The organism is Streptodolium elevatio, assembly GCF_053592165.1.
This window is the reverse complement of the sequence record NZ_JBSFVE010000003.1, coordinates 189,846-212,586: the sequence shown is the minus strand read 5'-3', so window position 1 is coordinate 212,586 and position 22,741 is coordinate 189,846. Positions and strand designations below refer to the sequence as shown.

General features: G+C 73.2%; 20 protein-coding genes. 12 read left to right on the top strand and 8 right to left on the bottom strand.

Translation table 11 applies throughout. The annotated features are described in order from the left end of the window. Nucleotides 1–23: 23 nt before the first annotated feature. A complete protein-coding gene (locus tag ACWD12_RS08515; RefSeq protein WP_358350107.1) occupies nt 24–404 on the top strand; it encodes a tetratricopeptide repeat protein in 381 nt (126 codons plus the stop codon). Nucleotides 405–445: 41 nt separating this feature from the next. On the opposite strand, the gene ACWD12_RS08510 is transcribed toward ACWD12_RS08515, so the two are convergent. From ACWD12_RS08510 to ACWD12_RS08500, 3 genes are all read right to left on the bottom strand, one after another. After that, entirely contained in the window at nt 446–1,189 is a 744-nt protein-coding gene (locus ACWD12_RS08510; RefSeq protein WP_450098895.1) for a lysoplasmalogenase, read from the bottom strand. Further along, the gene (locus tag ACWD12_RS08505; protein ID WP_450098894.1) at nt 1,186–2,112 is read right to left on the bottom strand and encodes a sterol desaturase family protein; all 927 of its coding nucleotides are present in this window, start codon (nt 2,110–2,112) and stop codon (nt 1,186–1,188) included. Before ACWD12_RS08505 ends, ACWD12_RS08510 begins: the two co-directional genes overlap by 4 nt. Before the next feature lie 162 nt (nt 2,113–2,274). Next, the gene (locus ACWD12_RS08500; protein ID WP_450098893.1) at nt 2,275–3,165 is read right to left on the bottom strand and encodes an A/G-specific adenine glycosylase; all 891 of its coding nucleotides are present in this window, start codon (nt 3,163–3,165) and stop codon (nt 2,275–2,277) included. A gap of 182 nt (nt 3,166–3,347) precedes the next feature. On the opposite strand from ACWD12_RS08500, the gene ACWD12_RS08495 reads away from it, so the two are divergent. Further along, entirely contained in the window at nt 3,348–4,205 is an 858-nt protein-coding gene (locus ACWD12_RS08495; protein ID WP_358350098.1) for a hypothetical protein, read from the top strand. A 60-nt stretch (nt 4,206–4,265) separates the two neighbouring features. On the opposite strand, the gene disA is transcribed toward ACWD12_RS08495, so the two are convergent. Beyond that, on the bottom strand, nt 4,266–5,372 hold the full coding sequence (gene disA, locus ACWD12_RS08490) for a DNA integrity scanning diadenylate cyclase DisA (RefSeq protein ID WP_358350095.1): 1,107 nt from the start codon (nt 5,370–5,372) through the stop codon (nt 4,266–4,268). A 107-nt stretch (nt 5,373–5,479) separates the two neighbouring features. After that, nucleotides 5,480–6,859: a DNA repair protein RadA gene (gene radA / locus ACWD12_RS08485; protein WP_358350092.1), complete on the bottom strand. Its 1,380-nt coding sequence runs from the start codon at nt 6,857–6,859 to the stop codon at nt 5,480–5,482. A gap of 221 nt (nt 6,860–7,080) precedes the next feature. On the opposite strand from radA, the gene ACWD12_RS08480 reads away from it, so the two are divergent. Together ACWD12_RS08480 and ACWD12_RS08475 are read left to right on the top strand one after the other, a co-directional pair. After that, the gene (locus ACWD12_RS08480) at nt 7,081–8,748 is read left to right on the top strand and encodes a BACON domain-containing protein (RefSeq protein ID WP_450098892.1); all 1,668 of its coding nucleotides are present in this window, start codon (nt 7,081–7,083) and stop codon (nt 8,746–8,748) included. Between the two features lie 234 nt (nt 8,749–8,982). Then, on the top strand, nt 8,983–10,680 hold the full coding sequence (locus tag ACWD12_RS08475; protein ID WP_450098891.1) for a BACON domain-containing protein: 1,698 nt from the start codon (nt 8,983–8,985) through the stop codon (nt 10,678–10,680). Nucleotides 10,681–10,761: 81 nt separating this feature from the next. Here the strand turns inward: ACWD12_RS08475 and ACWD12_RS08470 are convergent, their stop codons facing one another. Further along, complete coding sequence (locus ACWD12_RS08470; protein WP_450098890.1) at nt 10,762–11,517, bottom strand: hypothetical protein; 756 nt, start codon at nt 11,515–11,517, stop codon at nt 10,762–10,764. 365 nt (nt 11,518–11,882) lie between these two features. On the opposite strand from ACWD12_RS08470, the gene ACWD12_RS08465 reads away from it, so the two are divergent. The 8 genes from ACWD12_RS08465 (at nt 11,883) to ACWD12_RS08430 (ending at nt 21,275) form a co-directional block, all read left to right on the top strand. Continuing rightward, the gene (locus ACWD12_RS08465) at nt 11,883–12,815 is read left to right on the top strand and encodes a Ppx/GppA phosphatase family protein (protein WP_358350081.1); all 933 of its coding nucleotides are present in this window, start codon (nt 11,883–11,885) and stop codon (nt 12,813–12,815) included. A gap of 227 nt (nt 12,816–13,042) precedes the next feature. Then, nucleotides 13,043–13,861: a sugar phosphate isomerase/epimerase family protein gene (locus tag ACWD12_RS08460; protein ID WP_358350245.1), complete on the top strand. Its 819-nt coding sequence runs from the start codon at nt 13,043–13,045 to the stop codon at nt 13,859–13,861. Then, nucleotides 13,851–14,504: a TetR/AcrR family transcriptional regulator gene (locus ACWD12_RS08455; RefSeq protein WP_450098889.1), complete on the top strand. Its 654-nt coding sequence runs from the start codon at nt 13,851–13,853 to the stop codon at nt 14,502–14,504. The genes ACWD12_RS08460 and ACWD12_RS08455 overlap by 11 nt, the downstream gene beginning before the upstream one ends. 181 nt (nt 14,505–14,685) lie before the next feature. Beyond that, nucleotides 14,686–16,539, top strand: a complete 1,854-nt coding sequence (ilvD, locus tag ACWD12_RS08450; protein ID WP_358350075.1) for a dihydroxy-acid dehydratase — start codon at nt 14,686–14,688, stop codon at nt 16,537–16,539. 276 nt (nt 16,540–16,815) lie between these two features. Continuing rightward, nucleotides 16,816–18,669: a TIGR03767 family metallophosphoesterase gene (locus ACWD12_RS08445; RefSeq protein ID WP_450098888.1), complete on the top strand. Its 1,854-nt coding sequence runs from the start codon at nt 16,816–16,818 to the stop codon at nt 18,667–18,669. A 137-nt stretch (nt 18,670–18,806) separates the two neighbouring features. Then, nucleotides 18,807–19,736: a proline dehydrogenase family protein gene (locus ACWD12_RS08440; RefSeq protein ID WP_450098887.1), complete on the top strand. Its 930-nt coding sequence runs from the start codon at nt 18,807–18,809 to the stop codon at nt 19,734–19,736. A gap of 73 nt (nt 19,737–19,809) precedes the next feature. Then, the gene (gene proC / locus ACWD12_RS08435) at nt 19,810–20,619 is read left to right on the top strand and encodes a pyrroline-5-carboxylate reductase (protein ID WP_358350063.1); all 810 of its coding nucleotides are present in this window, start codon (nt 19,810–19,812) and stop codon (nt 20,617–20,619) included. Then, nucleotides 20,616–21,275, top strand: coding sequence for an HAD family hydrolase (locus ACWD12_RS08430; protein WP_450098886.1), 660 nt, complete (start codon nt 20,616–20,618; stop codon nt 21,273–21,275). Before proC ends, ACWD12_RS08430 begins: the two co-directional genes overlap by 4 nt. A 144-nt stretch (nt 21,276–21,419) precedes the next feature. Here ACWD12_RS08430 and mscL read toward each other — a convergent pair whose 3' ends face one another. Together mscL and ACWD12_RS08420 are read right to left on the bottom strand one after the other, a co-directional pair. Then, nucleotides 21,420–21,863 (bottom strand): large conductance mechanosensitive channel protein MscL, encoded by a 444-nt coding sequence (mscL, locus tag ACWD12_RS08425; protein WP_358350058.1) that lies wholly within the window; start codon nt 21,861–21,863, stop codon nt 21,420–21,422. Between the two features lie 146 nt (nt 21,864–22,009). After that, entirely contained in the window at nt 22,010–22,651 is a 642-nt protein-coding gene (locus ACWD12_RS08420) for a dihydrofolate reductase family protein (RefSeq protein WP_450098885.1), read from the bottom strand. Between the last annotated feature and the right edge of the window lie 90 nt (nt 22,652–22,741).

Below are 22,741 nucleotides of genomic sequence, written 5' to 3'. Positions count from 1 at the left end.
CGGGTGCGCTGAAAGGAGCGAACGTGACGACGCAGATGTCCGGCATGACCGTGGAGAACTACCGTTGGGCGCAGGAACTCGTCGACGCCCGCGACCCTCTCGGCGCCCTCAAGCTGATCGAGCCGTCCCTCGAGGCCGAGCAGGACAACCTGTCCGTGCAACTCCTGGCCGCCCGCGCGTACTTCGGATCGGCGCAGCTGCGCCACGCGGAGGCCACGCTGCGGCGCGTCATCGAGCTGGACCCGCGTGACGCGTGGGCGCTGCACGCGCTCGGGCGCACGCTGGAGCGCGCGGGGCGCGGGGCCGAGGCGGGGCCGTACTTCCGGCTGGCCGCGGCGATGTGTCCCGAGCCCGAGTACGTCACGGCGGCATGGCGCTACATGCCGGCGCCGCACGAGGACTGAGCGGCCGCGCGCGGTCGGCGTAGCGGCTGACCTGCGGTGGATCACACGGCGGCGGACCCCTGGTCCGCCGCCGTCGCGCGTCCTGTGCCGTGGCGCGGGACGCCGTCCGTGCCGTTCTCCCGGCTCCCGAACGGCCACCGCGCCCACGACGTCGTCAACAGCAATTGCGCTGCCACGTAGAGCGGCATGACCAGCCCGTCCTGCCCGGGGAACGCGTCGACGTCGGCGATCCCGAAGGCGATGAGCGTGTCGGACAGCAGGAACAACGCCCCGCCCAGCGCCGTCCGCCCGTCGAGTCCGGCCGCGAAGACCGCCATCGCGGTGAGCAGCAGGCTGTAGCCGAGCACCGGCACGAGCAGGTCGTCCAGTCCGCCCCACAGCACGGCGATCGTGGCCGCCCACGCCGCGCCGTACGCGACGGGCACCCACGGCTTCGCCGCGAGCCGCGCCCGCGCGCCGGCCCGGTCGAACGCCCGGATGTACGCGACGTGTCCCACCGCGAACCCGGCCATGCCCACCATGAACAGCGCCTCGCGGTCCGGCAGCAGTCCCACGTCGCCGACGAACCCGCCGGCCAGCGCGATCAGCGGCAGCCGCAGGTCGGCGCCGCGCCGGGCCGAGGCCACGACGTACGCCGCGAGCAGCGGCATCAGCAGCGGCTTCGTCGCCCAGCGCACCGCCCCCACGTCCGCCGCGGCGAGCACCGAGTCGACCACGCCGACCGCGAGGTACGCCGCCACCAGCCCCTTGGGACCGATCCGCCGGAACACCCGGGCCAACTTCACGCGACGACCCCCGCGGACGCCTGCGACGCACCGGGCAACGACGCCTGCGTACCACCCGGTACCGGCGCGCCGGACAGCGGTGACTCCGGTTCCGGGCCCCGGTCGGCCGCCGGGCGCCACCCCGGACCGCGCAGCACGCGCCCGAACCGCTCGCGCCACGAGGCCGCGTGCCGCACGTCGTGGCCGATCGCCCAGTACTCGTGGAACGCCACCCGCAGCGGGTTGTACGTCGAGATGTTCTTGGTCAGCCCGTAGTCGACCTTCTCGCGCTCCGGTTCGAACGAGCGGAACAACCGGTCCCAGACGATCAGGATCCCCCCGTAATTGCGGTCCAGGTACTGGCGGTTGGACCCGTGGTGCACGCGGTGGTGCGACGGTGTGTTGAGCACGTACTCGACCGGCCGCCACAGCCTGCCGATCCGCTCGGTGTGGATCCAGAACTGGTAGATCAGGTTCACCGAGTACGCCGCGAACACCATCGCGGGCTCGAACCCCAGCAGCGCGACCGGCGCCATGAACACCAGGTGGTGCGCGCCCGTCCAGCTCTGCCGCAGCGCGGTCGAGAGGTTGTAGTGGCGGCTGGAGTGGTGCACGACGTGACTCGCCCACAGCAGGCGGATCTCGTGCATCGCGCGATGCTCCCAGTAGTAGAAGAAGTCCACCGCGAGCACGGCCAGCGCCCAGCCCCACCACGTGCCGGGCACGTCGAGCGGCGTCGCCTCGAAGGCCGCCGACCAGACGAGGATCGCCAGCAGGCCCCAGCCCAGATTGGCGGCGATGCTGCCGATGCCCATCGAGAGGCTGGTCGCGGTGTCCTTCGTCTCGTACCCCCGGCGGTCGTCGTCGGGGGTGAAGCGGTACGCCAGGATCTCCACGGCGAGCAGCAGCACAAAGGCCGGTATCGCATACGTCGTGAGGTCCATGAATCGGAGATTACTCGCGGGTAGGGTACGAGGGAAGACCGTCGGCCGAGACGTGTTACCGCGGGTAGGTTGGGCCGTCTCGGACGCCGTGGGGCACCTTGTCGGCTCTACCGTCGCGAACTCAGGTGGGGCGCACCGGGCATGGCCGCCGAGGGCGGCCGGTCAGGACGAAACGGGCGCGCCCGTGGGGAGGCGGTATACGCCGTCCGCCACCGGTTCCACCAGGCCGTCGGCGACCAGGCCGTCCAGCGCGCGGGCGCGCTGGACCGGTTCGTCCCACACCGCGTCCAGCCGGGCCCGCGGGACCGGCCCGTGTGCCTCACGCAGGACGGCGAGGAGCTTGCCGCGCACCTGGCGGTCGGTCCCGGCGTACGTCTGGCCCCGGCGCGGCGGACCGGCGTACGCCGGCTTCCCGGCCAGGCGCCACGCGCACATGGCCGCCACCGGGCAGTCGGCGCAGCGCGGAGTACGCGCGGTGCAGACGAGGGCGCCCAGCTCCATGACGGCCACCGCCCAGGTCGCGGCGGTCTCGTCGGCGAGCGGCATGGCGTCGGTCGCGGTCCGGCGTTCGGCGGCCGTGGTGGACTGCGGCGGGTACTCGGTGCCGTCGACCGTGCGGGCGAGCACCCGGCGCACGTTGGTGTCGAGCACCGCGTGCCGCTGCCGGAACGCGAAGGACGCCACCGCGGCGGCGGTGTACTCGCCGACGCCCGGCAGCGCGAGCAACTTCTCGTGGTCGTCCGGGACCTCGCCCTTGTGGCGGTCGCGGATCGCGGTCGCGGCGCCGTGCAGGCGCAGCGCGCGGCGCGGGTAGCCGAGCCGGCCCCACGCGCGTACGGCCTCGCCCGGCTCGTCGTCGGCGAGCGCGGTCGGGGTGGGCCAACGGGTCAGCCATGCCTCGTACATCGGCAGGACGCGGCTGACGGGCGTTTGCTGGAGCATGAATTCGCTGACCATGACGGCCCATGCGGAGGCGTCGGGGGTGCGCCACGGCAGATCGCGGGCGTGTTCCGCGTACCAGGCGATCACCGGGTCGTTGAGTGCGTGCGGCATGACGGGACCGATCCTCCCACGTTCCGGGCGGTCACTCGTACGAGGGAACCCGGCAACACCCGGGAGGCTTGCGGGGGTTTGCCGGAAAGCGTCCTCGCGAAGTCGTCTCAACATCCAAAATCCCACGTCGGAACCGGCGCGGCTGCGCCAGACGGCGTAACCGCGACACATAGAGTTGCCAAGTGGAATCTGTGACCCGCCCTGTTGGCCACCTTCCCCCGTCCGTGTACTGGCGCCGACGGGCGATCGTGTTGGTCGGCCTCGCCGTTCTGATCGCGCTCGTGGCGTGGGCGTGCACCGCCGGGGGCGGGGACGGCGACGACAAGAAGAACACCTCCGCCGAGAGCACCGCGCCCACGGGCTCCGGTTCGCCGGCGCCGATCGGGCCCGGCCCGACCGACGGCACGGCCACGGGCGGCCAGGCCACCGGTTCCCCCGGCGCGACCGGCCCCACCGGCGGGACCGCCCCCGGTACCGGCGGCAACCCCGGTGCGAGCGGAAGTCCCGGCGCGGCCAACGGCGGTACCGCCCCCGGTGCCACCCCGGGCACGAGCCAGGCCCCGCCGCCCGGCCAGCAGCCCGGCGCCGGCAACCCGCCCGGTTCGACGGTGAACGGCATACTGGCCTGCCAGTTCCCCGGCAACGCGAACCTGGTGGTGACCGGAGACCGCCCGCAGGACACCAAGTTCCGGGTCGGCGAGCAGGTGAAGCTGACCCTGGAGGTCCGCAACACCGGCTCGGAGACCTGCGCCGTCGACATGTCGCAGCGCGCCGCCACCGTCGAGGTCCGCTCCGGCAGCGACCGCATCTGGTCGCCCGCCGACTGCGCCCCCGGCACCCCGGAGATCACCCAGATCCAGCCCGGCAAGTCGGTCAGCCGCACCTGGACCTGGAACTGGACCCGCAGCGACCCCGCACGCTGCAGCGGCACCCCGCCGACCCTGAACACCCCGCCGCCCGGCGCGCTCTTCGCCGCGACCGGCAAGGTCGCGGGCATGCAGTGGGCCAGCCAGCCGTTCAAGTGGCTCGTCACGCAGTAGGCACGACGTGAGAACGCCCCCACCGGAGCCGGTGGGGGCGTTCTCACGTTGCGGGTCGGGTCAGACGTACCGCTCCAGGATCGAGGACTCCGCGAGGCGCGACAGGCCCTCGCGGACGCTGCGGGCCCGGGCCTCGCCGACGCCGTCCACCGCCTGGAGGTCGTCGACGCTGGCCGCCAGCAGCTTCTGCAGGCCGCCGAAGTGCTCCACCAGCCGCTCGATGACCACCGGTGGCAGGCGCGGCACCTTGGCGAGCAGGCGGTAGCCGCGCGGACTGACCGCCGAGTCGAGGACCTCGGCGCTGGAGGTGAAGCCGAGCGCCCGGGCCACCGTCGGCAGGTCCAGCAGGTCGGTGTGGGTCAGGCCGTCGAGCTCGTCGAGGACGTCCGTCTCGGTACGCCCCCGCTTGAGCGCGCGCTCCGGGATGTAGTCGCGCGACACCAGCGAGCGGTCCGGCTCGACACCCGCGATCAACTCCTCGAGCTGCAGCGAGAGCAGGCGGCCGTCGGTGCCCAACTCCGTGACGTACCCGTCGATCTCACGGGCGATCAGACGCACCATCTCCAACCGCTGGGAGACCGCGCACACGTCGCGGACCGTGACCAGGTCCTCGATCTCCAGTGCGGAGAGCGTGCCCGCCACCTCGTCGAGCCGGAGCTTGTAGCGCTCCAGGGTCGCCAGCGCCTGGTTGGCCCGGGACAGGATGGCCGCCGAGTCCTCCAGGACGTAGCGGCGGCCGTTCACGTACAGCGCGATCAGGCGCATCGACTGGCTCACCGAGACGACCGGGTACCCGGTCTGCTTGTTGACGCGCTCGGCCGTGCGGTGCCGGGTGCCCGTCTCCTCGGTGGGGATCGACGGGTCGGGCACCAGCTGCACGCCGGCCCGCACGATCTTGGTGAAGTCCTTGTCGACCACCAGGGCGCCGTCCAGCTTGCACAGCTCGCGCAGCCGGGTCGCGGAGAACTCGACGTCCAGCACGAACCCGCCGGTGCACAGCGATTCGACCGTCTTGTCGAAGCCGAGGACGATCAGGCCGCCGGTGTTCCCGCGCAGGATGCGTTCCAGGCCGTCGCGCAGGGCCGTGCCCGGCGCCACGGCCATCAGCGAAGCCCGTACCAGGGCCTGGTCGGTCGCGCCCTTGTCGGTCCGGTCGTTCGTTGCCACAGAACTCCCCGTGGTCGTTGCCGTCCCCGGCTGCGGCGGCCGGGCATCGTCCGGAGGGTGCCCCGGGCGCCTGCCCTGCCGCCGCTGAGAAAGATCGGTGGAAAAGTCTACCGGTGAGACACAAGGGAGAATGCGCGCAGCGCCTCGGAGATGTCCGCCACTTCCGTGACGCGCATGCCGTCGGGCACCTTTCCGGGGTCCGGGGGCACCAGCGCGTGCGTGAATCCGAGCCGGTGCGCCTCCGCGAGCCGCCGCTGCACGCCGGTCACCCGGCGCACCTCGCCGGCGAGCCCGACCTCGCCGATCGCGACCAGTTTGGCGGGCAGCGGATGGTCGGCCGCCGCCCCCGCGAGGGCCAGCGCGGCGGCCAGGTCGGCGGCGGGCTCGGTCAGGCGTACGCCCCCGACTGTCGCGGTGTAGATCTCCGTCTTGTCCAGCCGTACGCCGCCGCGCCGCTCCAGCACGGCCAGGACCATCGACATGCGCGCCGAGTCCAGGCCCGAGGTCGCCCGGCGCGGCGTGGGGATCTGGGACGGCGCCACGAGCGCCTGCACCTCGGCGACCAGCGGGCGCTTGCCCTCCAGCGTGACCGTCACGCAGGTGCCGGCGACCGGCTCCTTGCGCTGCGTCAGGAACAGCCCGCTCGGGTCGGCCAGGCCCTTGATGCCCTCGTCGTGGAGCTCGAAGCAGCCGACCTCGTCGGCCGTTCCGTACCGGTTCTTGATCGCGCGGACCAGCCGCAGCCGGGCGTGCCGGTCGCCCTCGAAGTGCAGCACGACGTCGACGAGGTGTTCGAGCAGCCGCGGGCCGGCGATCGAGCCGTCCTTTGTGACGTGCCCGACGATGATCGTGGCGATGCCGCGTTCCTTCGCGATCCGGATCAGCCCGCCCGCGACCTCCCGCACCTGCGACACGCCGCCCGGCGCGCCGTCGATCTCCGGTGACGCGATCGTCTGCACCGAGTCGACCACCAGCAGCGCGGGCTTGACCGCGTCGACGTGCCCGAGCAGCGCCGACAGGTCCGTCTCGGCGGCGAGGTACAGGTGCTCGTTGAGCGCGCCGATGCGTCCCGCCCGCAGCCGTACCTGCGACGCGGACTCCTCGCCGGTGATGTAGAGCGTCGGGGCCCCCGGGGTGGCGAACGAGCTTGCGACGTCCAGCAGCAGCGTGGACTTGCCGACCCCGGGCTCGCCGGCGAGGAGGATCACCGCGCCCGGCACCACGCCCCCGCCGAGCACCCGGTCGAGTTCGTCGACCCCGGTCGTGTGGAAACGGGCCGCCTCGACGTCGATGCGCCCGATCGGCAGCGCGGGCGAGGTGACGGGCCCCGCGGTGACGGTACGGAGCTTCGACTGCGCGCCGAACTCCTCGACCGTGCCCCAGGCCTGGCACTCGGGGCAGCGGCCCAACCACTTGGGCGTGGTCCACCCGCACTCGGTACAGCGGTACGAGGGTCGCGCCTTGGCGGACGACGTGGTCTTGGCCATGTGCGGCACGGTAGCCCCCCGCACCGACACCGCGTCCCCGACACGGTCCGGCGCCGACGGCGCGCACCACCCGGATCGCGCGAAACGCCCGCATTTCGGGGCGCGGAAGGCGCGCGCAGGGTCGCGGAAGAGTCAAGGGATTGTGACAGGAAGACTGGAATCGGGTGGTCGTCCGCCAAAACCGTAGTGGCGCGGTCCGTGCGTGCGTACGGTGTGGCCTCATGCATGGTGGGGGAGCGCCGGTCGTGGGGGCCGGGCTTGCCGTTGCGCTTGCGCGCGGCCACGAGAAGGGGACGCCCGAGGGCGTCGCGGAGCTCTATGACGTGTACGCGGACGGCCTGTTCGCGTACTGCCGCACGATGACCGGCGACGAACGCGTGGCCGGGGAAATCGTGCACGACACAGTGGTGGTCGTCCGCTCGCGGGCGGCCGGGCTGAACGACGAGGCGCAACTACGCGCACTGATGTACGCGGTCGCCCGGAGCGAGTGCGTGCGGCACGGGGGAGCACGGCCGCACGGCACCCGCACGGCGTCGCCGGCGGCGGATTCCGGTCCGGTCTGGCGGCCCAACGTGGTGGTCCTGGGGGCGGTACGCGACCGCGCCCGGCTCCTCCCGCTGGTCCCCGTCGCGCTGGCCGGCGTCGACGCGCTCGAGCGCGAAGCGCTGGAACTGTCCGTCCGGCACCGCCTGGCACCCGCCGAACTGGCCCGCGTGCTGGGCGTGTCGGAGCGCCGGGCGGAGCAGCTGGTGGACCGCGGGCGCGAGCAGTTCGCGGCGTGCCTGCGCGTACATGCCGTGTGCGTGCACCCGGACCAGGAGTGCGCCGAGCTCGCGGTGCTGCTGCCGACCGGCGTGGTGTCGGGCGCGACGCTGCCCGAACCGGTCGAGCCCGGCCTGCGGGTGCCGGCCGTGCTGCACATCGACTCGTGCGCGTCCTGCACGCCGTTCCGGCCCGAACTGGCGGCGGGCGACCCCGATGTCCTGGACGCGCTCGTGGCCACCGGGCCCGCGCGCCCGGCGCCGCTCGCGGTACGTGCGGCGCTGCTGCGCACCTCGGCCCAGGGCGCGCGCGGCGCGCACGGGCACGGGCTGGTGGTCGCGCGCGCCGTGCGTGCCGGGCGTGACGGGTTCCCGCGTACGCGCCGACGCAAGCGCGCGCCGCTCGCGACGGCCGCGGTCGCCGCCGCGGCGGGGCTGCTCATGATCGTCGCCCTGGTCGCCTCGGACGGTTCGGCCGACTCGGGCGACCAGGGCAACACGCCCGTCGCGCTGGTCTCGGCACCGCCGTCGATACCCGGGGCGATACCCGAGCCCGGCATCGCCGGCGCGGGGGTTCCGGGCGCCGCGGTCGAGGCGCCGACCTCGGCCGCCGCACCGAGCACCTCCGCTTCGTCGGCCGGGAAGCCTTCGACGACCGCATCGCGCACGCCGGGCGCCTCCGGTACGCGGACTCCGCCCTCGGGCGGCCCCAAGGGCACCGGCAACGGGCCGCAGAACGGCCCGGGCGGCGGGCCGGGGAACGGCCAGGGGACCGGCCAAGGGGACAGTCAGGGCGGGGCCAGGATCGCCGGTGCGGACGACGACGGCGGACCCGGATCCGGAGGGCCGCAGGTGGTCGTGCTCACCCCGGCCCTCGCGTTCACCTCGGGCAATTCGTCCGGGACGCTGCGCCTTTCCGCTATCGGCGGACAGGTGACCTGGTCGCTCGGCGTGTCGGCGCCCTGGGTGACGGTCTCGCGGACGTCCGGAACGCTGCGGTCCGGCGGCACCGTCTCGGTCACCGTGTCGTGGGACCGGAGCAAGGCGCCGGCGGGGCGTACGGCCACCGCGGTCCTCACGGTCGGGCCCGGGGGCCAGACGGTCACCGTCACGGGGCCCGGCAGGTAGCCGCGGGCGCGCGGGGAGGGCGCGCACAGAAGCCACAGGGGGACAGCCGGACGGATATCGGGGCGTGCGGCGGGCGTGCGTCAGGCGGACGCGCGGGGGAGAACGGTCCGACTTGACCCGATACGCGGCACCAGTGACGCCGATTCACTCGGAAGTGTGATTATCGATCCCGAAAGACGTATGAAAGTGCAATTCACCTGAGTTCCGGGGTGTGCGCCGCCTACGTTCGCCCGTGTGACGGAATCGGTGACGACGGGAGCGGCCCCTGCGGCGACGCCCCACGCAGCACAGTCTTGGGGACGGGCGGCCTACGACGCATATGCGGAGGGGCTCTACACGTACTGCCTGTCGGTGTTGCGCGACCACTCCGCCGCCTCGTCCGCGCTGCGCAGCAGCTTCGTCCTCGCCGACCGCCACATCGGGCGCCTGCCGGACCTCGGCCTGCTCAAGCCGTGGCTGTACGCTTTGGCCCGCTACGAATGCCTGGTGCGCCTCGACGGCGGCGGCCCCGTCGCGCTGCCCGTCCCGGCGCCCGAGCCCGACCCCGCCGACTTGTCCGCGCCCGGCGTGATCCCGGTCCAGGGCCGCCGCGCCGCGCGCGAGCGGTCCGAACTCGCGCTGCTCGCCTGGCCCGAGTCGGTCGGTCTGGACGCGGAGCACCGCGAGGCGCTGGAACTGTCCGTGCGGCACGGCCTGGAGCCCCGCGGGCTCGCGGCGGTGCTCGGCTGGGAAGAGGACCACGCCCGGCGCACGCTCCTGCACGCCGGGCGCGAGGTGGACCGTACACGCGCCGCGCTCGAGGGCGCGGGCGCCGCCGTGAGCTGTCCCGACGGCCCCGGCCTCGCCGCCGACGTCGCGAGCCCGGGAGTACGCGACCGCCTGGTGGACCACGTCGACGCCTGCCGCCGCTGCCGCCCGCACGTGCGCCTTGCCGCCGCACGCCTGGTGCCCATCGTCGGCGCCGCCGCGGACCCGCACCCGCTGCCCACGATCACGCCGCCCGACGAACTGCGTACTCAGGTGCTCGGCGACGTCGGTCGTGGCCGGTCGGCCCATCGTCCTGCCGAACTGACGCGCAGGGTCGCGGAGTTCGACCGGGCGGGCTTCCCCGTCTTCCGTTCCCGGGCGGGGCGCGGGCGGCCGGGGCGCCGCCGCATGACCGCGGTCGCGGCGGCCGTGCTCGTCATCATCGCGGCGGTGCCCGCCTTCGCGCTGTGGCAGGCCGTGCACCGCAACGACGACACGAAGGTGCGGGCCACGACCATTTCTGCGGCGCGCGTCACGACGGTCGGACCGGCGTACGGCGACGAGGCGACACGCGAGCCCACGGGGGCCGGGAGCACCCGGCAGGGGCAGCTCGGCAGTCCGGCGAACCGCCCCCTCCCGTCGTCGGTGGCGCCGCCGGCCGCGCCGCAGCCCGGCGGCAGGTCGGGTGTGCAGGCAGTGCAGTCCCCGGCGGTGCCGGGCCCGGCCGCGGCCGGGCCGGTGGCTCCGCAACCGGTCGCGCCGCCCCCGGCGGTCGGCGACCGGCCCGCCCCGACCGGCGGCGGGCCCGAGCAGGCCCCGACGCCGCCTCGCGTCGAGGTGGCGCACGACCGCGACAGCACGGTCGTCACGTTGCGCAACACCGGCCCCGTCCCGGTCGATTGGACGGCGGAGACGGCGGCGGCCTGGCTCCGGCTGAGCCGCACCTCGGGCACCCTCGCTCCGGGCGAGACCGCGACCTTGACGGTCACCGTCGACTCGGCGAAGGCACCCAGCGGTTCGTGGACCGCGAACATCCGGATCCAGCCGGGGAGTTCGCAGGTGACGATCGAGGGCAGCACCGACCCGGGCGGGGAGCCGTCCACGTCCCCGAAGCCCAGCGGCTCCGGCACGCCCGGTCCTACGGCGTCACCGACGGCGTCGGCCACCGCGTCCGCGCGGCGCTGAGTTCCGGGCCCACCGGCGCGGCGCCGGGCCGAGCCGGGCCGGAAACCCGGCTCGGGTCCCGGCCGCGAAGCCCGCGGGACGTCAGGCGGGGTCCGCCGGGTGCGATGCGTACCGCGACGCCATGTGCGCCTCGCACGCCTTCGCCAGCTCCTCGTACGCCGGGTCGCCCATCAGCTCGCGCAGCTCCGGCGCGTACGACACGTAGACCGGGTCCCCGCCCACGTGGGCCTCGGTCGCCCCGGTGCACCACCAGTGCAGGTCGTGCCCGCCCGGGCCCCAGCCGCGCCGGTCGTACTCGCCGATGCCGACCAGCAGCACGCGCGTGTCGTCCGGGCGGTCCACCCAGTCGAAGGTGCGCCGGATCGGAAGCTGCCAGCACACGTCGGGCTTGGCCTCCAGCGGATGCCGCCCCTCGCGCAGCGCCTGCGCGTGCAACGCGCAGCCCTCGCCGCCCGCGAAGCCGGGGCGGTTGAGGAACAGGCAGGCGCCGTCCACGCGGCGCGTGCGCGGCTCGTCGTCCTCGTCGGGCTCGGTCACGCCGTCGGCGGTGCCGGTCGCGTGGTGCTGCCATGTCTCGGGGGTGAGCCGGTCGACCCACTCCATGACGCGCTTCTCGTCGTCGTCGTCCGACCAGTGCGCGCCGAGCGTGCAGCAGCCGTCGGCGGCCCGGCCCGCGACGATGCCCTGGCAACCGCTGCCGAACACGCAGGTCCAGCGCGACGTCAGCCAGGTGAGGTCGCAGCGGAACACCTGCTCGGCGTCCTCCGGATCCTCGCGCGGTGCGGGGTCGGAGAACTCGAACCAGGCTCGGGGGAAATCCAGACTTACTTCGGGCACGGGCCAAGCGTAGACGTGTGTCCGTCGCTCTCTTCGCCACCTCACCGGGAGCGGGCCGACGCGTCGTCGCGCCGGCGGGCCCGCGCCGCCGGCGGGCGCGGCCCACTGCCGCCGATCCCGAGCCCACCGCGCCCGCCCGGTCCTCGCACGCGCCCCCGGGTTGCGCATCCGGCGCACCCCGCCCGTACGCCCCCGACCACATGCTCTGCCCCCATACACTCCGGCTCCGCAAGGCCGGGCGAGTACGATCGGTGCCGAGCTGCGGCCCTGCGCGTTGCCTTCGCACGCACGCAGAACGGGCCGCCGGGGCCCGGCGCGACGCGACCCACCCGGCAAGATCCGAACGAGAGGTCCTGGCGTCGAACATGCGACTCGGTGTACTCGACGTGGGCTCCAACACAGTCCACTTGCTCGTGGTCGACGCCCATCCGGGCGCCCGGCCGCTCCCGGCGTACTCCCACAAGACCGATCTGCGGCTCGCCGAGCTCCTGGAGCCGGACGGCCACCTCGGGGAGCCGGGGGTGGAGCGCCTGGTCGAGACCGTCGCGGACGCGCTGGAAGTGGCCGAGGACAAGGGCGTCGAGGACCTGCTGCCGTTCGCGACGTCCGCGCTGCGCGAGGCGCCCAACGGTGAGGACGTGCTCGCCCGGGTCCGCCGCGAGACCGGCGTCGACCTTCAGGTGCTGACCGGCGCCGACGAGGCCCGGCTCACCTTCCTCGCGGTACGCCGCTGGTTCGGCTGGTCCTCCGGCCGCCTTCTGGTCCTCGACATCGGGGGCGGCTCGCTGGAGGTCGCCGCCGGGATAGACGAGGAGCCGGACGCCGCCGTCTCGCTGCCGCTCGGCGCCGGGCGCCTGACCCGCGCGTGGCTGCACGGCGACCCGCCCGGAGCCGACGAGGTACGCGTGCTGCGCAAGCACGTCCGCACCGAAATCGCCCGCACCGTGGCCGAGTTCGCCAGGCTGGGCCGTCCCGACCACGTCGTGGCCACCTCCAAGACCTTCAAGCAGCTCGCCCGGATCGCGGGGGCTCCGGCGTCGAGCGAGGGGCCGTACATCAAGCGCGTGCTGACCCGGGCCTCGCTGGCCGAGTGGCTGCCGCGTCTGGCGGCGATGACCTCGGACGAGCGCGCCGCGCTCCCCGGCGTCTCCGAGGGCCGGGCCTCGCAACTGGTGGCGGGCGCCGTCGTCGCCGACGCCGCGCTGGACCTGCTCAACGTGCAGCAGTTGGAGATCTGCCCTTGGGCGCTGCGGGAGGGCATCATCCTGCGGCGGCTGGACTGGATGGCGGGCCACTGAGGGACCGGTTCCGGGGGCTCCGCAGCCCCGGGCGGAACGGGACGTTCCAGGTCAGCGCGCGCCGAACGTGCGCGTAGGGGGTCCCGACGCCGTTCACGCGTTCTACTCTTGGCGACGTGGCCGACCCCAGGGATCCCCTCGATCACTACGCGCACCGCCCAGCCAACGGGCTCGCGGTGCCGACGGTCGCGGCCGTGCCCGCCACGGAAGCGCGCGTACCGGACGCCATCCTGCGTGTCCCGGACGCCAAGATCGCCCTGTCCACCGCGTCCGTCTACCCCGACACGACCGCCGACGCCTTCGAGATGGCGGCGCGGCTGGGCTACGACGGCGTCGAGGTCATGGTCTGGACCGACCCCGTCAGCCAGGACATAGAGGCCCTGCGGCGGCTCTCCGACCACCACGGCGTCCCGGTGCTCGCGGTGCACGCGCCGTGCCTGCTGATCACCCAGCGCGTGTGGGGCACCGACCCCTGGGACAAGCTCGTGCGCGCCCGTGTCGCGGCGGAGCGCCTCGGCGCGCGGACCGTCGTCGTGCACCCGCCGTTCCGCTGGCAGCGCGGGTACGCCCGGGACTTCGTCCGTGGCATCCACCGCATGGCCGACGAGACCGACGTGATGTTCGCGGTGGAGAACATGTACCCGTGGCGGTACCGGGACAAGGAGGTCGCCGCGTACGCGCCCGACTGGGATCCCACCGATGAGGACTTCCGGCACTTCACCCTCGACCTGTCGCACACCGCCACCTCGCGCGTCGACGCCATGGCGCTGGCCGCCAAGATGGACCGCCGCCTCGGACACGTGCACCTCGCCGACGGCAGCGGCTCGATCAAGGACGAGCACCTCATCCCCGGCCGCGGCACGCAGCCGTGTGCCGAGCTGCTGGAGCGGCTGGCCCGGCAGTCGTTCGCCGGCACGGTCGTGCTGGAGGTCAACACGCGCCGCATCACCTCGCGCGCGGAACGTGAGGCGGACCTCGCCGAGGCGCTCGCCTTCACGCGCCTGCACCTCGCGGCGCCTGCCGAGGTCCCCGGATATGGCCGGTGACCTGCCCGGCGGGCCGGGCGACGCCGCCGAGCCGGACGGCTTCCCGCGCCGTCGCGGCCCCGGCCGCCCGGCGGGCCGCCGCAGTGGTGCGGCCGACACCCGGCGCCTGATCCTCGACGCCGCACGGTCCGAGTTCGCCCGGGCGGGCTACGCGGGCACCTCGGTACGCGGCATCGCCCGTACCGCGGGCGTCGACCCCGCCCTCGTGCACCACTACTTCGGCCCCAAGGAGAGCGTGTTCGTTGCGGCCCTGAACCTGCCGTTCGACCCGGACAGCCTGGTGCCGGACGTGCTTGCCGGGGGACCGGACGAGATGGGCGAGCGCCTGGCGCGCTACTTCTTCGCCCTGTGGGAGGACCCGGAGATCCAGCCGCGCCTGCTCGCGCTGCTGCGCACGGTCCTGTCGGGCGATGCCGCGGCCGGCGTGATCAGCGACTTCATGACCACCGAGCTGGTCCGCCGGCTGGCCCGCGAGCTGGACGCCCCCGACGCCCTCCTGCGCGCGAACCTGTGCGGCGCGCAGCTGATGGGGCTCGCCTTCACGCGGTACGTCCTGTGCATGGAGCCGGTCGCGAGCACCGACGTCGACACCCTCGTGGCGTCGGTCGGCCCGACCCTCCAGCGCTACCTCTGCGGGGACTGACCGCCCTCGCGGGCCCGCCGCGCCACGACCGCGTCCCGGCCGCGTCATGGTCGCATCCTGGACGTCCCCCACAGCCTTCGCGGCACGGACGTAAGCTCGGAGTACCGCAGTCGTCGGAAGCCCGGCCCCACGGTCCCCGGGCGTGCCGTCGACCAGGACTACGAGCGAGAGGGTGTGCCCAGTGCCGCAACTGAGGTCTCGGACGGTCACCCACGGCCGCAACATGGCGGGCGCCCGCGCGCTGCTGCGCGCCGCGGGCGTCGAGCGCGAGGACTTCGGGAAGCCGATCATCGCGGTCGCGAACAGCTTCACCGAGTTCGTACCGGGCCACACCCACCTCGCCCCCGTCGGCCGCATCGTGTCCGAGGCGATCAAGGCCGCGGGCGGCATTCCGCGCGAGTTCAACACGATCGCCGTCGACGACGGCATCGCGATGGGCCACAGCGGCATGCTCTACTCGCTGCCGTCGCGCGAGCTGATCGCCGATGCCGTCGAGTACATGGTCAACGCGCACCAGGCGGACGCCTTCGTGGCCGTCTCCAACTGCGACAAGATCACCCCGGGCATGCTGATGGCCGCCATGCGGCTCAACATCCCGACCGTGTTCGTGTCCGGCGGCCCGATGGAGGCCGGCAAGGCCGTCATGGTCGACGGCACGGTCCGCGCGCACCTCGACCTGATCACCGCGATCTCCGACTCCGCGTCCGACGCCGTCTCCGACGAGGACCTGGAGCGCATCGAGGAAGCCGCGTGTCCGACCTGCGGCTCCTGCGCGGGCATGTTCACCGCGAACTCGATGAACTTCCTGGTCGAGGCCATGGGCCTGGGCCTGCCCGGCAACGGCTCGGTGCTCGCCACGCACACCGCCCGCAAGGCGCTGTACGAGCAGGCCGGCGCCACCGCGGTCGAGCTGTGCAAGCGCTACTACGACCAGGACGACGAGACCGTCCTGCCGCGCAGCATCGCCACCCGTGACGCGTTCGAGAACGCCATGGCGCTCGACATCGCGATGGGCGGCTCGACCAACACGATCCTGCACCTGCTGGCCGCCGCGCAGGAGGGCGAGGTCGACTTCGACATGGGCGACATCGACGCCCTGTCGCGCCGCGTGCCGTGCCTGGCCAAGGTCGCCCCCAACAACGCGCCGTACCACGTCGAGGACGTGCACCGCGCCGGCGGCGTCCCGGCGCTGCTGGGCGAGTTGCAGCGGGCGGGCCTGCTGCACGAGAACGTGCACGCGGTGCACGCCGACTCGCTCGCCGAGTGGCTCAAGACGTGGGACGTGCGCGGCGGTTCGCCGTCGCCCGAGGCCGTCGAGCTGTTCCACGCCGCCCCCGGCTGCGTGCGCTCGGCCACCGCGTTCAGCCAGTCCGCACGCTGGGAGACGCTGGATCTCGACGTCGAGAAGGGCTGCATCCGCGACGCCGCGCACGCGTACAGCAAGGACGGCGGCCTGGGCATCCTGGTCGGCAACCTGGCCGTGGACGGCTGCGTCGTGAAGACCGCGGGCGTCGACGAGTCCATCTGGACCTTCTCCGGCCCGGCGGTCGTCGTCGAGTCGCAGGAGGACGCCGTCGAGGCGATCCTCACCAAGCGGGTCAAGGAGGGCGACGTGGTCGTCGTCCGCTACGAGGGCCCCAAGGGCGGCCCCGGCATGCAGGAGATGCTCTACCCGACGTCCTTCCTGAAGGGCCGCGGTCTCGGCGCCAAGTGCGCGCTGATCACCGACGGCCGCTTCTCCGGCGGCACTTCGGGCCTGTCCATCGGCCACGTCTCCCCGGAGGCGGCGGCCGGCGGGGTGATCGCCCTGGTCGAGGACGGCGACACCATCTCCATCGACATCCCGAACCGCTCGATCTCCCTCGACGTCTCCGACGCCGAGCTGGACGCCCGCCGCGAGAAGCTGCTCGCCACCCTCGGCAAGTACCGTCCGGTGAACCGCGACCGCGAGGTCAGCACGGCCCTCAAGGCCTACGCCGCGATGGCCACCTCCGCCGACAAGGGCGCCGTCCGCGACGTCTCCCTGCTCGACTGACCCGACCACCACGCCATGGCCCCGCCCCTCCCCGGAGGAAGCGGGGCCGCCGCGTTGTGGTCGGAGGAGTAGGCGTGCAGGGCCGTCGCCGCGCGCGGGTTGCGTTGTGGCCGCAGTTGCGCTGGGTGCCCTGACCCTGCGCCGCCGCACCGGGTAGAACTGTCGGAGCAAAACCCGCCGGTAATCACGCACTGGTCACCGGCCGGTTGTGCGTGCAGCTTGTCGAGCCGTCATGTCGACCGGGCATGTCGCAACAACATCAGGGGAGGCCGCGCCATGGGTGTGAGTCGGCGGGAAGTCCTGCGGTACACCGCGGTGGGAGCCGCGGCCGTGGGCGGCGGCGCAGCGCTCACCGGCTGCTCGGACGACGACGACAAGAAGGACCCGCCGAAGGACGGCACTCCCGGCTCGCAGCAGCCCGCCGGCCCGCCAGTCGAGCCCAACGGATGGGCCACCACCGTCGAGCGCACCCTCGTGCTCGGCCCGGAGGGTGCGGGCGGCTACCGCAAGGTCGTCGAGGGGCCGGGCGAGCCGTACGTCCTGCGCGGCGACCTGGTCGCGCCCGACGCGGCGGGAGAGGCCGCGGTCAAGGCGCGTGCCGCGACGCGCAAGCCGGTCATCGCGTTCACGCAGCTCAGCGACCTGCACATCCTCGACTGCCAGTCGCCCGCGCGGGTGGAGTTCCTGGACCGGAACCGCGACCCCGGCGAGCCGTTCGCGGCGCTGCTGCCGGTCGAGGGGGCGTACCGCGCACAGGAGATGCTGTCGGCGCAGGTCGCCGAGGCGATGGTGCGGGCGGTGAACAAGATCGAGAAGGGCCCGGTGACCGGCGCTCCGGTCGCCTTCACGATCGTCACCGGCGACAACACCGACAACGTTCAGTACAACGAACTGCGCTGGTACATCGATGTGCTGGACGGCGGCAAGGACGTCCGCCCGGACTCCGGCGACCTGAACAAGTACGAGGGCGTCGCGGACCACATCGCCTACGACGAGCGCTACTGGCACCCCGACGGCACCCCGCCCGGCGCCGCCGACGACGTCGCGCGTGCCAAGTACGGCTTCCCGACCGTGCCGGGCCTGCTAGACGCCGCCCGCAAGCCCTTCAAGGCCACCGGCCTCAAGACGCCCTGGTACAGCGCGTACGGCAACCACGACGGCCTCGCGCAGGGGAACCTGCTGCCCGGCGAGGCGATCATGAAGGCCGCGGTCGGCGACCGCAAGGTGACCGGCCTTGCGCCGGGCGTCAACCTCGTGGGGCTCCTGGTCCAGGTGCAGGGCGGCAACCAGCAGGCCGTGCAGACGCTGCTGTCCGGTCCGTCGCGCCCGGTCGCCGCCGACCCGGACCGGCGCCCGGTCACGCGCACCGAGGCGGTCAAGGAGCACTTCCGCACGGCCGGAAAGCCCGAGGGGCACGGCTTCACGCAGGAGAACGTCAGCGCGGGCACCGCGTACTACGCCGTGGACCACGACCGCGTGCGCTGCATCACGCTCGACACCGTCAACACCAACGGCGGCTCCGAGGGGTCGCTCGACGCGGCGCAGTACGCGTGGCTGGAGGGCCAGCTCAAGGCCAACAGCTCGCGCTACCTCGACGAGCAGGGCAAGGAGGTGCAGAACCCGGTCCAGGACAAGCTGTTCGTGGTCTTCAGCCACCACACGTCCACGTCGATGGACAACGCCAACGGCCCCGACCGCGTGCTCGGCCCGAAGGTGGTCGAACTGCTCAAGCGCTTCCCGAACGTCGTCGCGTGGGTGAACGGCCACTCGCACCGCAACACCGTGCGCCCCCACGCGCGGGCGGCCGGCAGCCCGGCGCCGGGCGGGTTCTGGGAGGTCAACACGGCCGCGCACATCGACTGGCCGCAGCAGGCGCGCATCGTCGAGATCGCCGACAACGGCGACGGCACGCTGTCGGTCTTCGGCACGATCGTCGACAGCGCCGCCCCGGCCGACCTGGCCCGCCGCATCGACGACCCGCTGGCGTTGGCCTCGCTGTCCCGTGAGCTGGCCGCCAACGACTGGCAGGAGCGCGAGCGCAAGGACCCGGCCGAGGACGGCAAGCGCGGCAAGGCGTCGGACCGCAACGTCGAGCTGCTGCTGGCGGCGCCGGCCTGGGTCAGGAGCTGACACCAGGACCCGAACGGATCCGGCAAATCGGACGCATTCGGACTTACTGTGGGGACGTGGGAGGCCGCACCGGCCGACCGCGTCCCCACGCCGTTGCGAGGCGCCGCCCGTCCGGCGCCGTCCCGAAGCGAGGTCCCGTGCTGCGCCAGGTCCTGCTTTCCGCGTCCCGGAGCGACAAGGTCAAGAGCCTCGTCGAGACCGCTCCCGTCACGCGCTCCCTCGTCCACCGGTTCGTCGCGGGCGAGCGTACGTTCGACGCGGTGCGCGTGACCGAGCACTTGGCCGCGCAAGGCCTGTACGCCAGCATCGACCACCTCGGCGAGGACACCCTCGACCCGGCGCGCGCACGGGCGACGCGCGACGCGTACGTCACCCTCCTCGGCCGCCTCGACGACGCCGGACTCGCGGGCCACGCCGAGGTGTCCGTGAAACTGTCGGCCATCGGCCGCTACCTGCCCGGCGACGGCGAGGCCATCGCGCTCGACCACGCGCGCGCCATCTGCGAGGCGGCCAAGACGTGCGGCACGACCGTCACACTCGACATGGAAGACCACGCGACCACCGATGCGACCCTGGCGGCGCTGCGCGAACTGCGGGCGGACTACCCGTGGGTCGGGGCGGTGCTCCAGGCGTACCTGCGGCGCACCGAGGGCGACTGTCGGGACCTCGCGGGCACGGGATCGCGCGTGCGTCTGTGCAAGGGCGCGTACGACGAGCCCGCCTCCGACGCCTACACCCACCGCGCCGACGTGGACCGCAACTACGTGCGCTGCCTCAAGGTCCTGATGGCGGGCGGCGGCTACCCCATGGTCGCCACCCACGACCCCCGCATCATCGAATTGACCGGCATGCTCGCCGCCCGCAACCGCCGCGAACCGGGCACCTACGAGTACCAGATGCTGTACGGCGTCCGGCCCGGTGAGCAGACCCGCCTGGCCGCCCAGGGCGAAAGAGTGCGCGTGTACGTGCCGTACGGTGACCAGTGGTACGGGTATCTCATGCGCCGTCTGGCCGAGCGGCCCGCCAACATGACGTTCTTCCTGCGCTCCCTCGCCGGCCGGGGATAGCCCGGTCGGCGGAGGCGCGCGGTCGCGTGGACAAGCACGCGGACCGGGATTCGGAGAGACAGAGGTGGAGCACATGACCCAGCGGGTCGCGGTGATCGGCGCCGGCAAGATCGGCGAGGCACTGCTGTCCGGCATGCTGCGCGGCGGCAAGCGCCCCGGCGACCTCATGGTCACCGCGCGCCGCCCGGAGCGGGCCAAGGAACTCCACGACCGCTACGGCGTCGAGGCGGTGGGCAACGCGGAGGCCGCGGAGGCCGCCGACACCCTCATCCTCACCGTCAAGCCGCAGGACATGGGCGCGCTGCTCGACGAGTTCGGCGCGCAGGTCCCGGCGGACCGCCTGGTCGTGTCCGGCGCCGCCGGCATCCCGACCGCGTACCTGGAGGCCCGGCTCGCGCCCGGCACGCCGGTCGTCCGCGTCATGACCAACACCCCGGCGCTGGTGGACGAGGCGATGAGCGCGATCTCGGCGGGCGCGCACGCCACCGAGGACCACCTCAAGCGCACCGAGGAGATCTTCCAGGGCGTCGGCAAGACGATCCGCGTCCCCGAGAAGCAGCAGGACGCCGTCACCGCGCTGTCCGGCTCGGGCCCCGCGTACTTCTACCTCCTCGTCGAGGCGATGACCGACGCCGGAATCCTGCTCGGCCTGCCGCGCGCCGCCGCGCACGACCTCATCGTGCAGGCCGCCGTGGGCGCCTCCGTGATGCTCCGCGACTCAGGCGAGCACCCGGCGCTGCTGCGCGAGGCGGTCACCTCGCCGGCCGGCACCACCATCGCGGCGATCCGTGAACTGGAGAACCACGGCGTACGTGCGGCCCTGCTCGCCGCCCTCGAAGCCGCCGCCAACCGCTCGAAGGAGTTGGCGGAGGGCCTCAAATGACCCGGGTTCCCCGTCCCGGCCTGGTGATCTTCGACAACGACGGAGTCCTCGTCGACAGCGAGCGCATCGCCAACGCCGTCATGGCCGACCTCCTCACCGGCTACGGCGTGCCGACCACCACCGAAGAGGCGATCCGCGACTACATGGGCGGATCCATGGCCCTGGTCCGCGCGAGGGTCCGCGAACGCCACGGCAGCGACCTCCCGTCCGCGTTCGAAGACGCCTACCACCAAGCAGCGTTCGCCGCCTTCCGCGCCGAGCTCGTCGCGGTGGCAGGGGTGTCCGACCTCCTCGACGCGCTGGCCGCGGCGGACATCCCCCACTGCGTCGCCTCCTCCGGTACGCACGAGCGCATCCGCCTCACGCTCACCACCACCGGCCTCATCGACCGCTTCGCCGACGCGGTCATCTTCAGCAGCCAGGACGTGGCGCACGGCAAGCCGGCGCCCGACCTGTTCCTCCTGGCCGCCGAGAAGATGGGATTCGCGCCCGAGGACTGCGCGGTGATCGAGGACAGCCCGCTGGGCGTGACCGCCGCCCGCGCCGCCGGAATGCGCGTCTACGGCCACACCGCCCTGACCCCGCCCGGACGCCTCGCGGATGCCGACGCGCTCTTCGCCGCGATGACCGAGGTCCCGGCCCTCCTGGGCCTGTGACGGCCTGAATTTCGGGGCGGTTCGGATTTCCCCCGTTCGGGCGGATCCCGAAGCCGGGCCCGAAACGGCCAACGGGTGGTTTCCGCGAGCCCCGAACCGGGGCCTGCGGAAACCACCCGCGCTACCGCCTGCGGTCAGCCGGCGTCAGGGCGCGACCGTCGCCCGGGCCTGCGCGGGGAACCCGGGGCGGCCGGCCAGTTCGCTGGTGCAGTGGGCGCAGCGGACGGCCGCCGAGGGGATGCTGCTCAGGCAGTCCGGGCACTTCGTCTTGACGGCTGCCTTGTCGCCGTCCAGCCGGGCCTGGAGCCTGGTCACCGGCATGACCACGACGAAGTAGATCACCGCGGCGACCAGGACGAAGCTGATCAGCGCGTTGAGGAAGGCGCCGTACGGGAAGTCCGTGTCCGCCACGGTGAAGGTCTGCTTGCTGAAGTCGCCGACCGCGCCGGTGGCGACGCCGATCAGCGGGGTGAGGAACGCGGTGACGAACCCTGTGACGACGGCCGTGAAAGCCGCGCCGATCACGATGCCGACCGCCAGGTCGACGACGTTGCCGCGCAGGAGGAAGTTGCGGAATCCCTTGAACACCGGGGGCTCCAGATTGTCGGGGTGGAGTGCCGGCGCCGATCGGGGCCAGGCCGACGGATCATGCTGCCGATTCCCGGGGTCCGATTCCACCTCGGCAACACCCAGGAGTGATTCGTCGTATTTCCACCGGACTCCGTGACGCGACCTCAGCCGCGCACCACGCCCCGGTCGGGTTCGCTCATGTCCCCGGTCCCGGGCGTCCCGTCGGCGACGCCGTAGCGCAGGTACACGGTGCCGCTCGGGCCGGCCGCGGGCGGTTCGAGGAGGGTGACGTTGGTCGGCACCGCGCCGCCGTCGAACACCTTCTTCCCGCTGCCGAGCAGGATCGGGTGCACCCAGAGGTCGAGGCGGTCGAAGAGCCGCTCGCGCAGGAGGGTCTGCACGAGGTTCAGGCTCCCGACGACCTTGATGTGCTCGTGCCGGTCGCGGATCTCGCGCACCGCGTCGGCGAGGTCCGGACCGAGCTGTTTGGACCCGGCCCACGAGAGGTCGGGCGTGCCGCGCGAGGCCACGTACTTCGGGACGCGGTTGAACAGCTCGGCGATCTCGTTGTCCTGACCGCCCTCCTGGTGCGGCCAGTATGCGGCGAAGATGTCGTACGTCCGCCGGCCGAGCAGGAGGGCGTCCGTGCCCTCGTACGCGGCGTAGACCTGCGCCCCGGAAACGTCGTCCATCAGCGGCGCCTGCCAGCCGCCGAACGCGAACCCCTCCGGGTCCTCCTCGGGCCCGCCGGGCGCCTGCCCCACGAGGTCGAGGGTGGCGAACATCTCGATGTGAATGAGGCCCATGGCGTGCTCCCGCCGAGTCGATTGCCCCGTCGAAAGATAGACCTGACGGGGCGGGCGAACTCATCGGCGATCACCCGGGGGATTTGCGGC

What these genes read in the sequence shown, in the direction of transcription:
- ACWD12_RS08455 (WP_450098889.1), top strand. Translation starts at nt 13,851, where the DNA reads ATGGCCGGTGACCTGCCCGGCGGGCCGGGCGACGCCGCCGAGCCGGAC.
- ACWD12_RS08445 (WP_450098888.1), top strand. Translation starts at nt 16,816, where the DNA reads ATGGGTGTGAGTCGGCGGGAAGTCCTGCGGTACACCGCGGTGGGAGCC.
- ACWD12_RS08480 (WP_450098892.1), top strand. Translation starts at nt 7,081, where the DNA reads ATGCATGGTGGGGGAGCGCCGGTCGTGGGGGCCGGGCTTGCCGTTGCG.
- ACWD12_RS08465 (WP_358350081.1), top strand. Translation starts at nt 11,883, where the DNA reads ATGCGACTCGGTGTACTCGACGTGGGCTCCAACACAGTCCACTTGCTC.
- proC (WP_358350063.1), top strand. Translation starts at nt 19,810, where the DNA reads ATGACCCAGCGGGTCGCGGTGATCGGCGCCGGCAAGATCGGCGAGGCA.
- ACWD12_RS08430 (WP_450098886.1), top strand. Translation starts at nt 20,616, where the DNA reads ATGACCCGGGTTCCCCGTCCCGGCCTGGTGATCTTCGACAACGACGGA.
- ACWD12_RS08420 (WP_450098885.1), bottom strand. Translation starts at nt 22,651, where the DNA reads ATGGGCCTCATTCACATCGAGATGTTCGCCACCCTCGACCTCGTGGGG.
- ACWD12_RS08500 (WP_450098893.1), bottom strand. Translation starts at nt 3,165, where the DNA reads ATGCCGCACGCACTCAACGACCCGGTGATCGCCTGGTACGCGGAACAC.
- radA (WP_358350092.1), bottom strand. Translation starts at nt 6,859, where the DNA reads ATGGCCAAGACCACGTCGTCCGCCAAGGCGCGACCCTCGTACCGCTGT.
- ACWD12_RS08505 (WP_450098894.1), bottom strand. Translation starts at nt 2,112, where the DNA reads ATGGACCTCACGACGTATGCGATACCGGCCTTTGTGCTGCTGCTCGCC.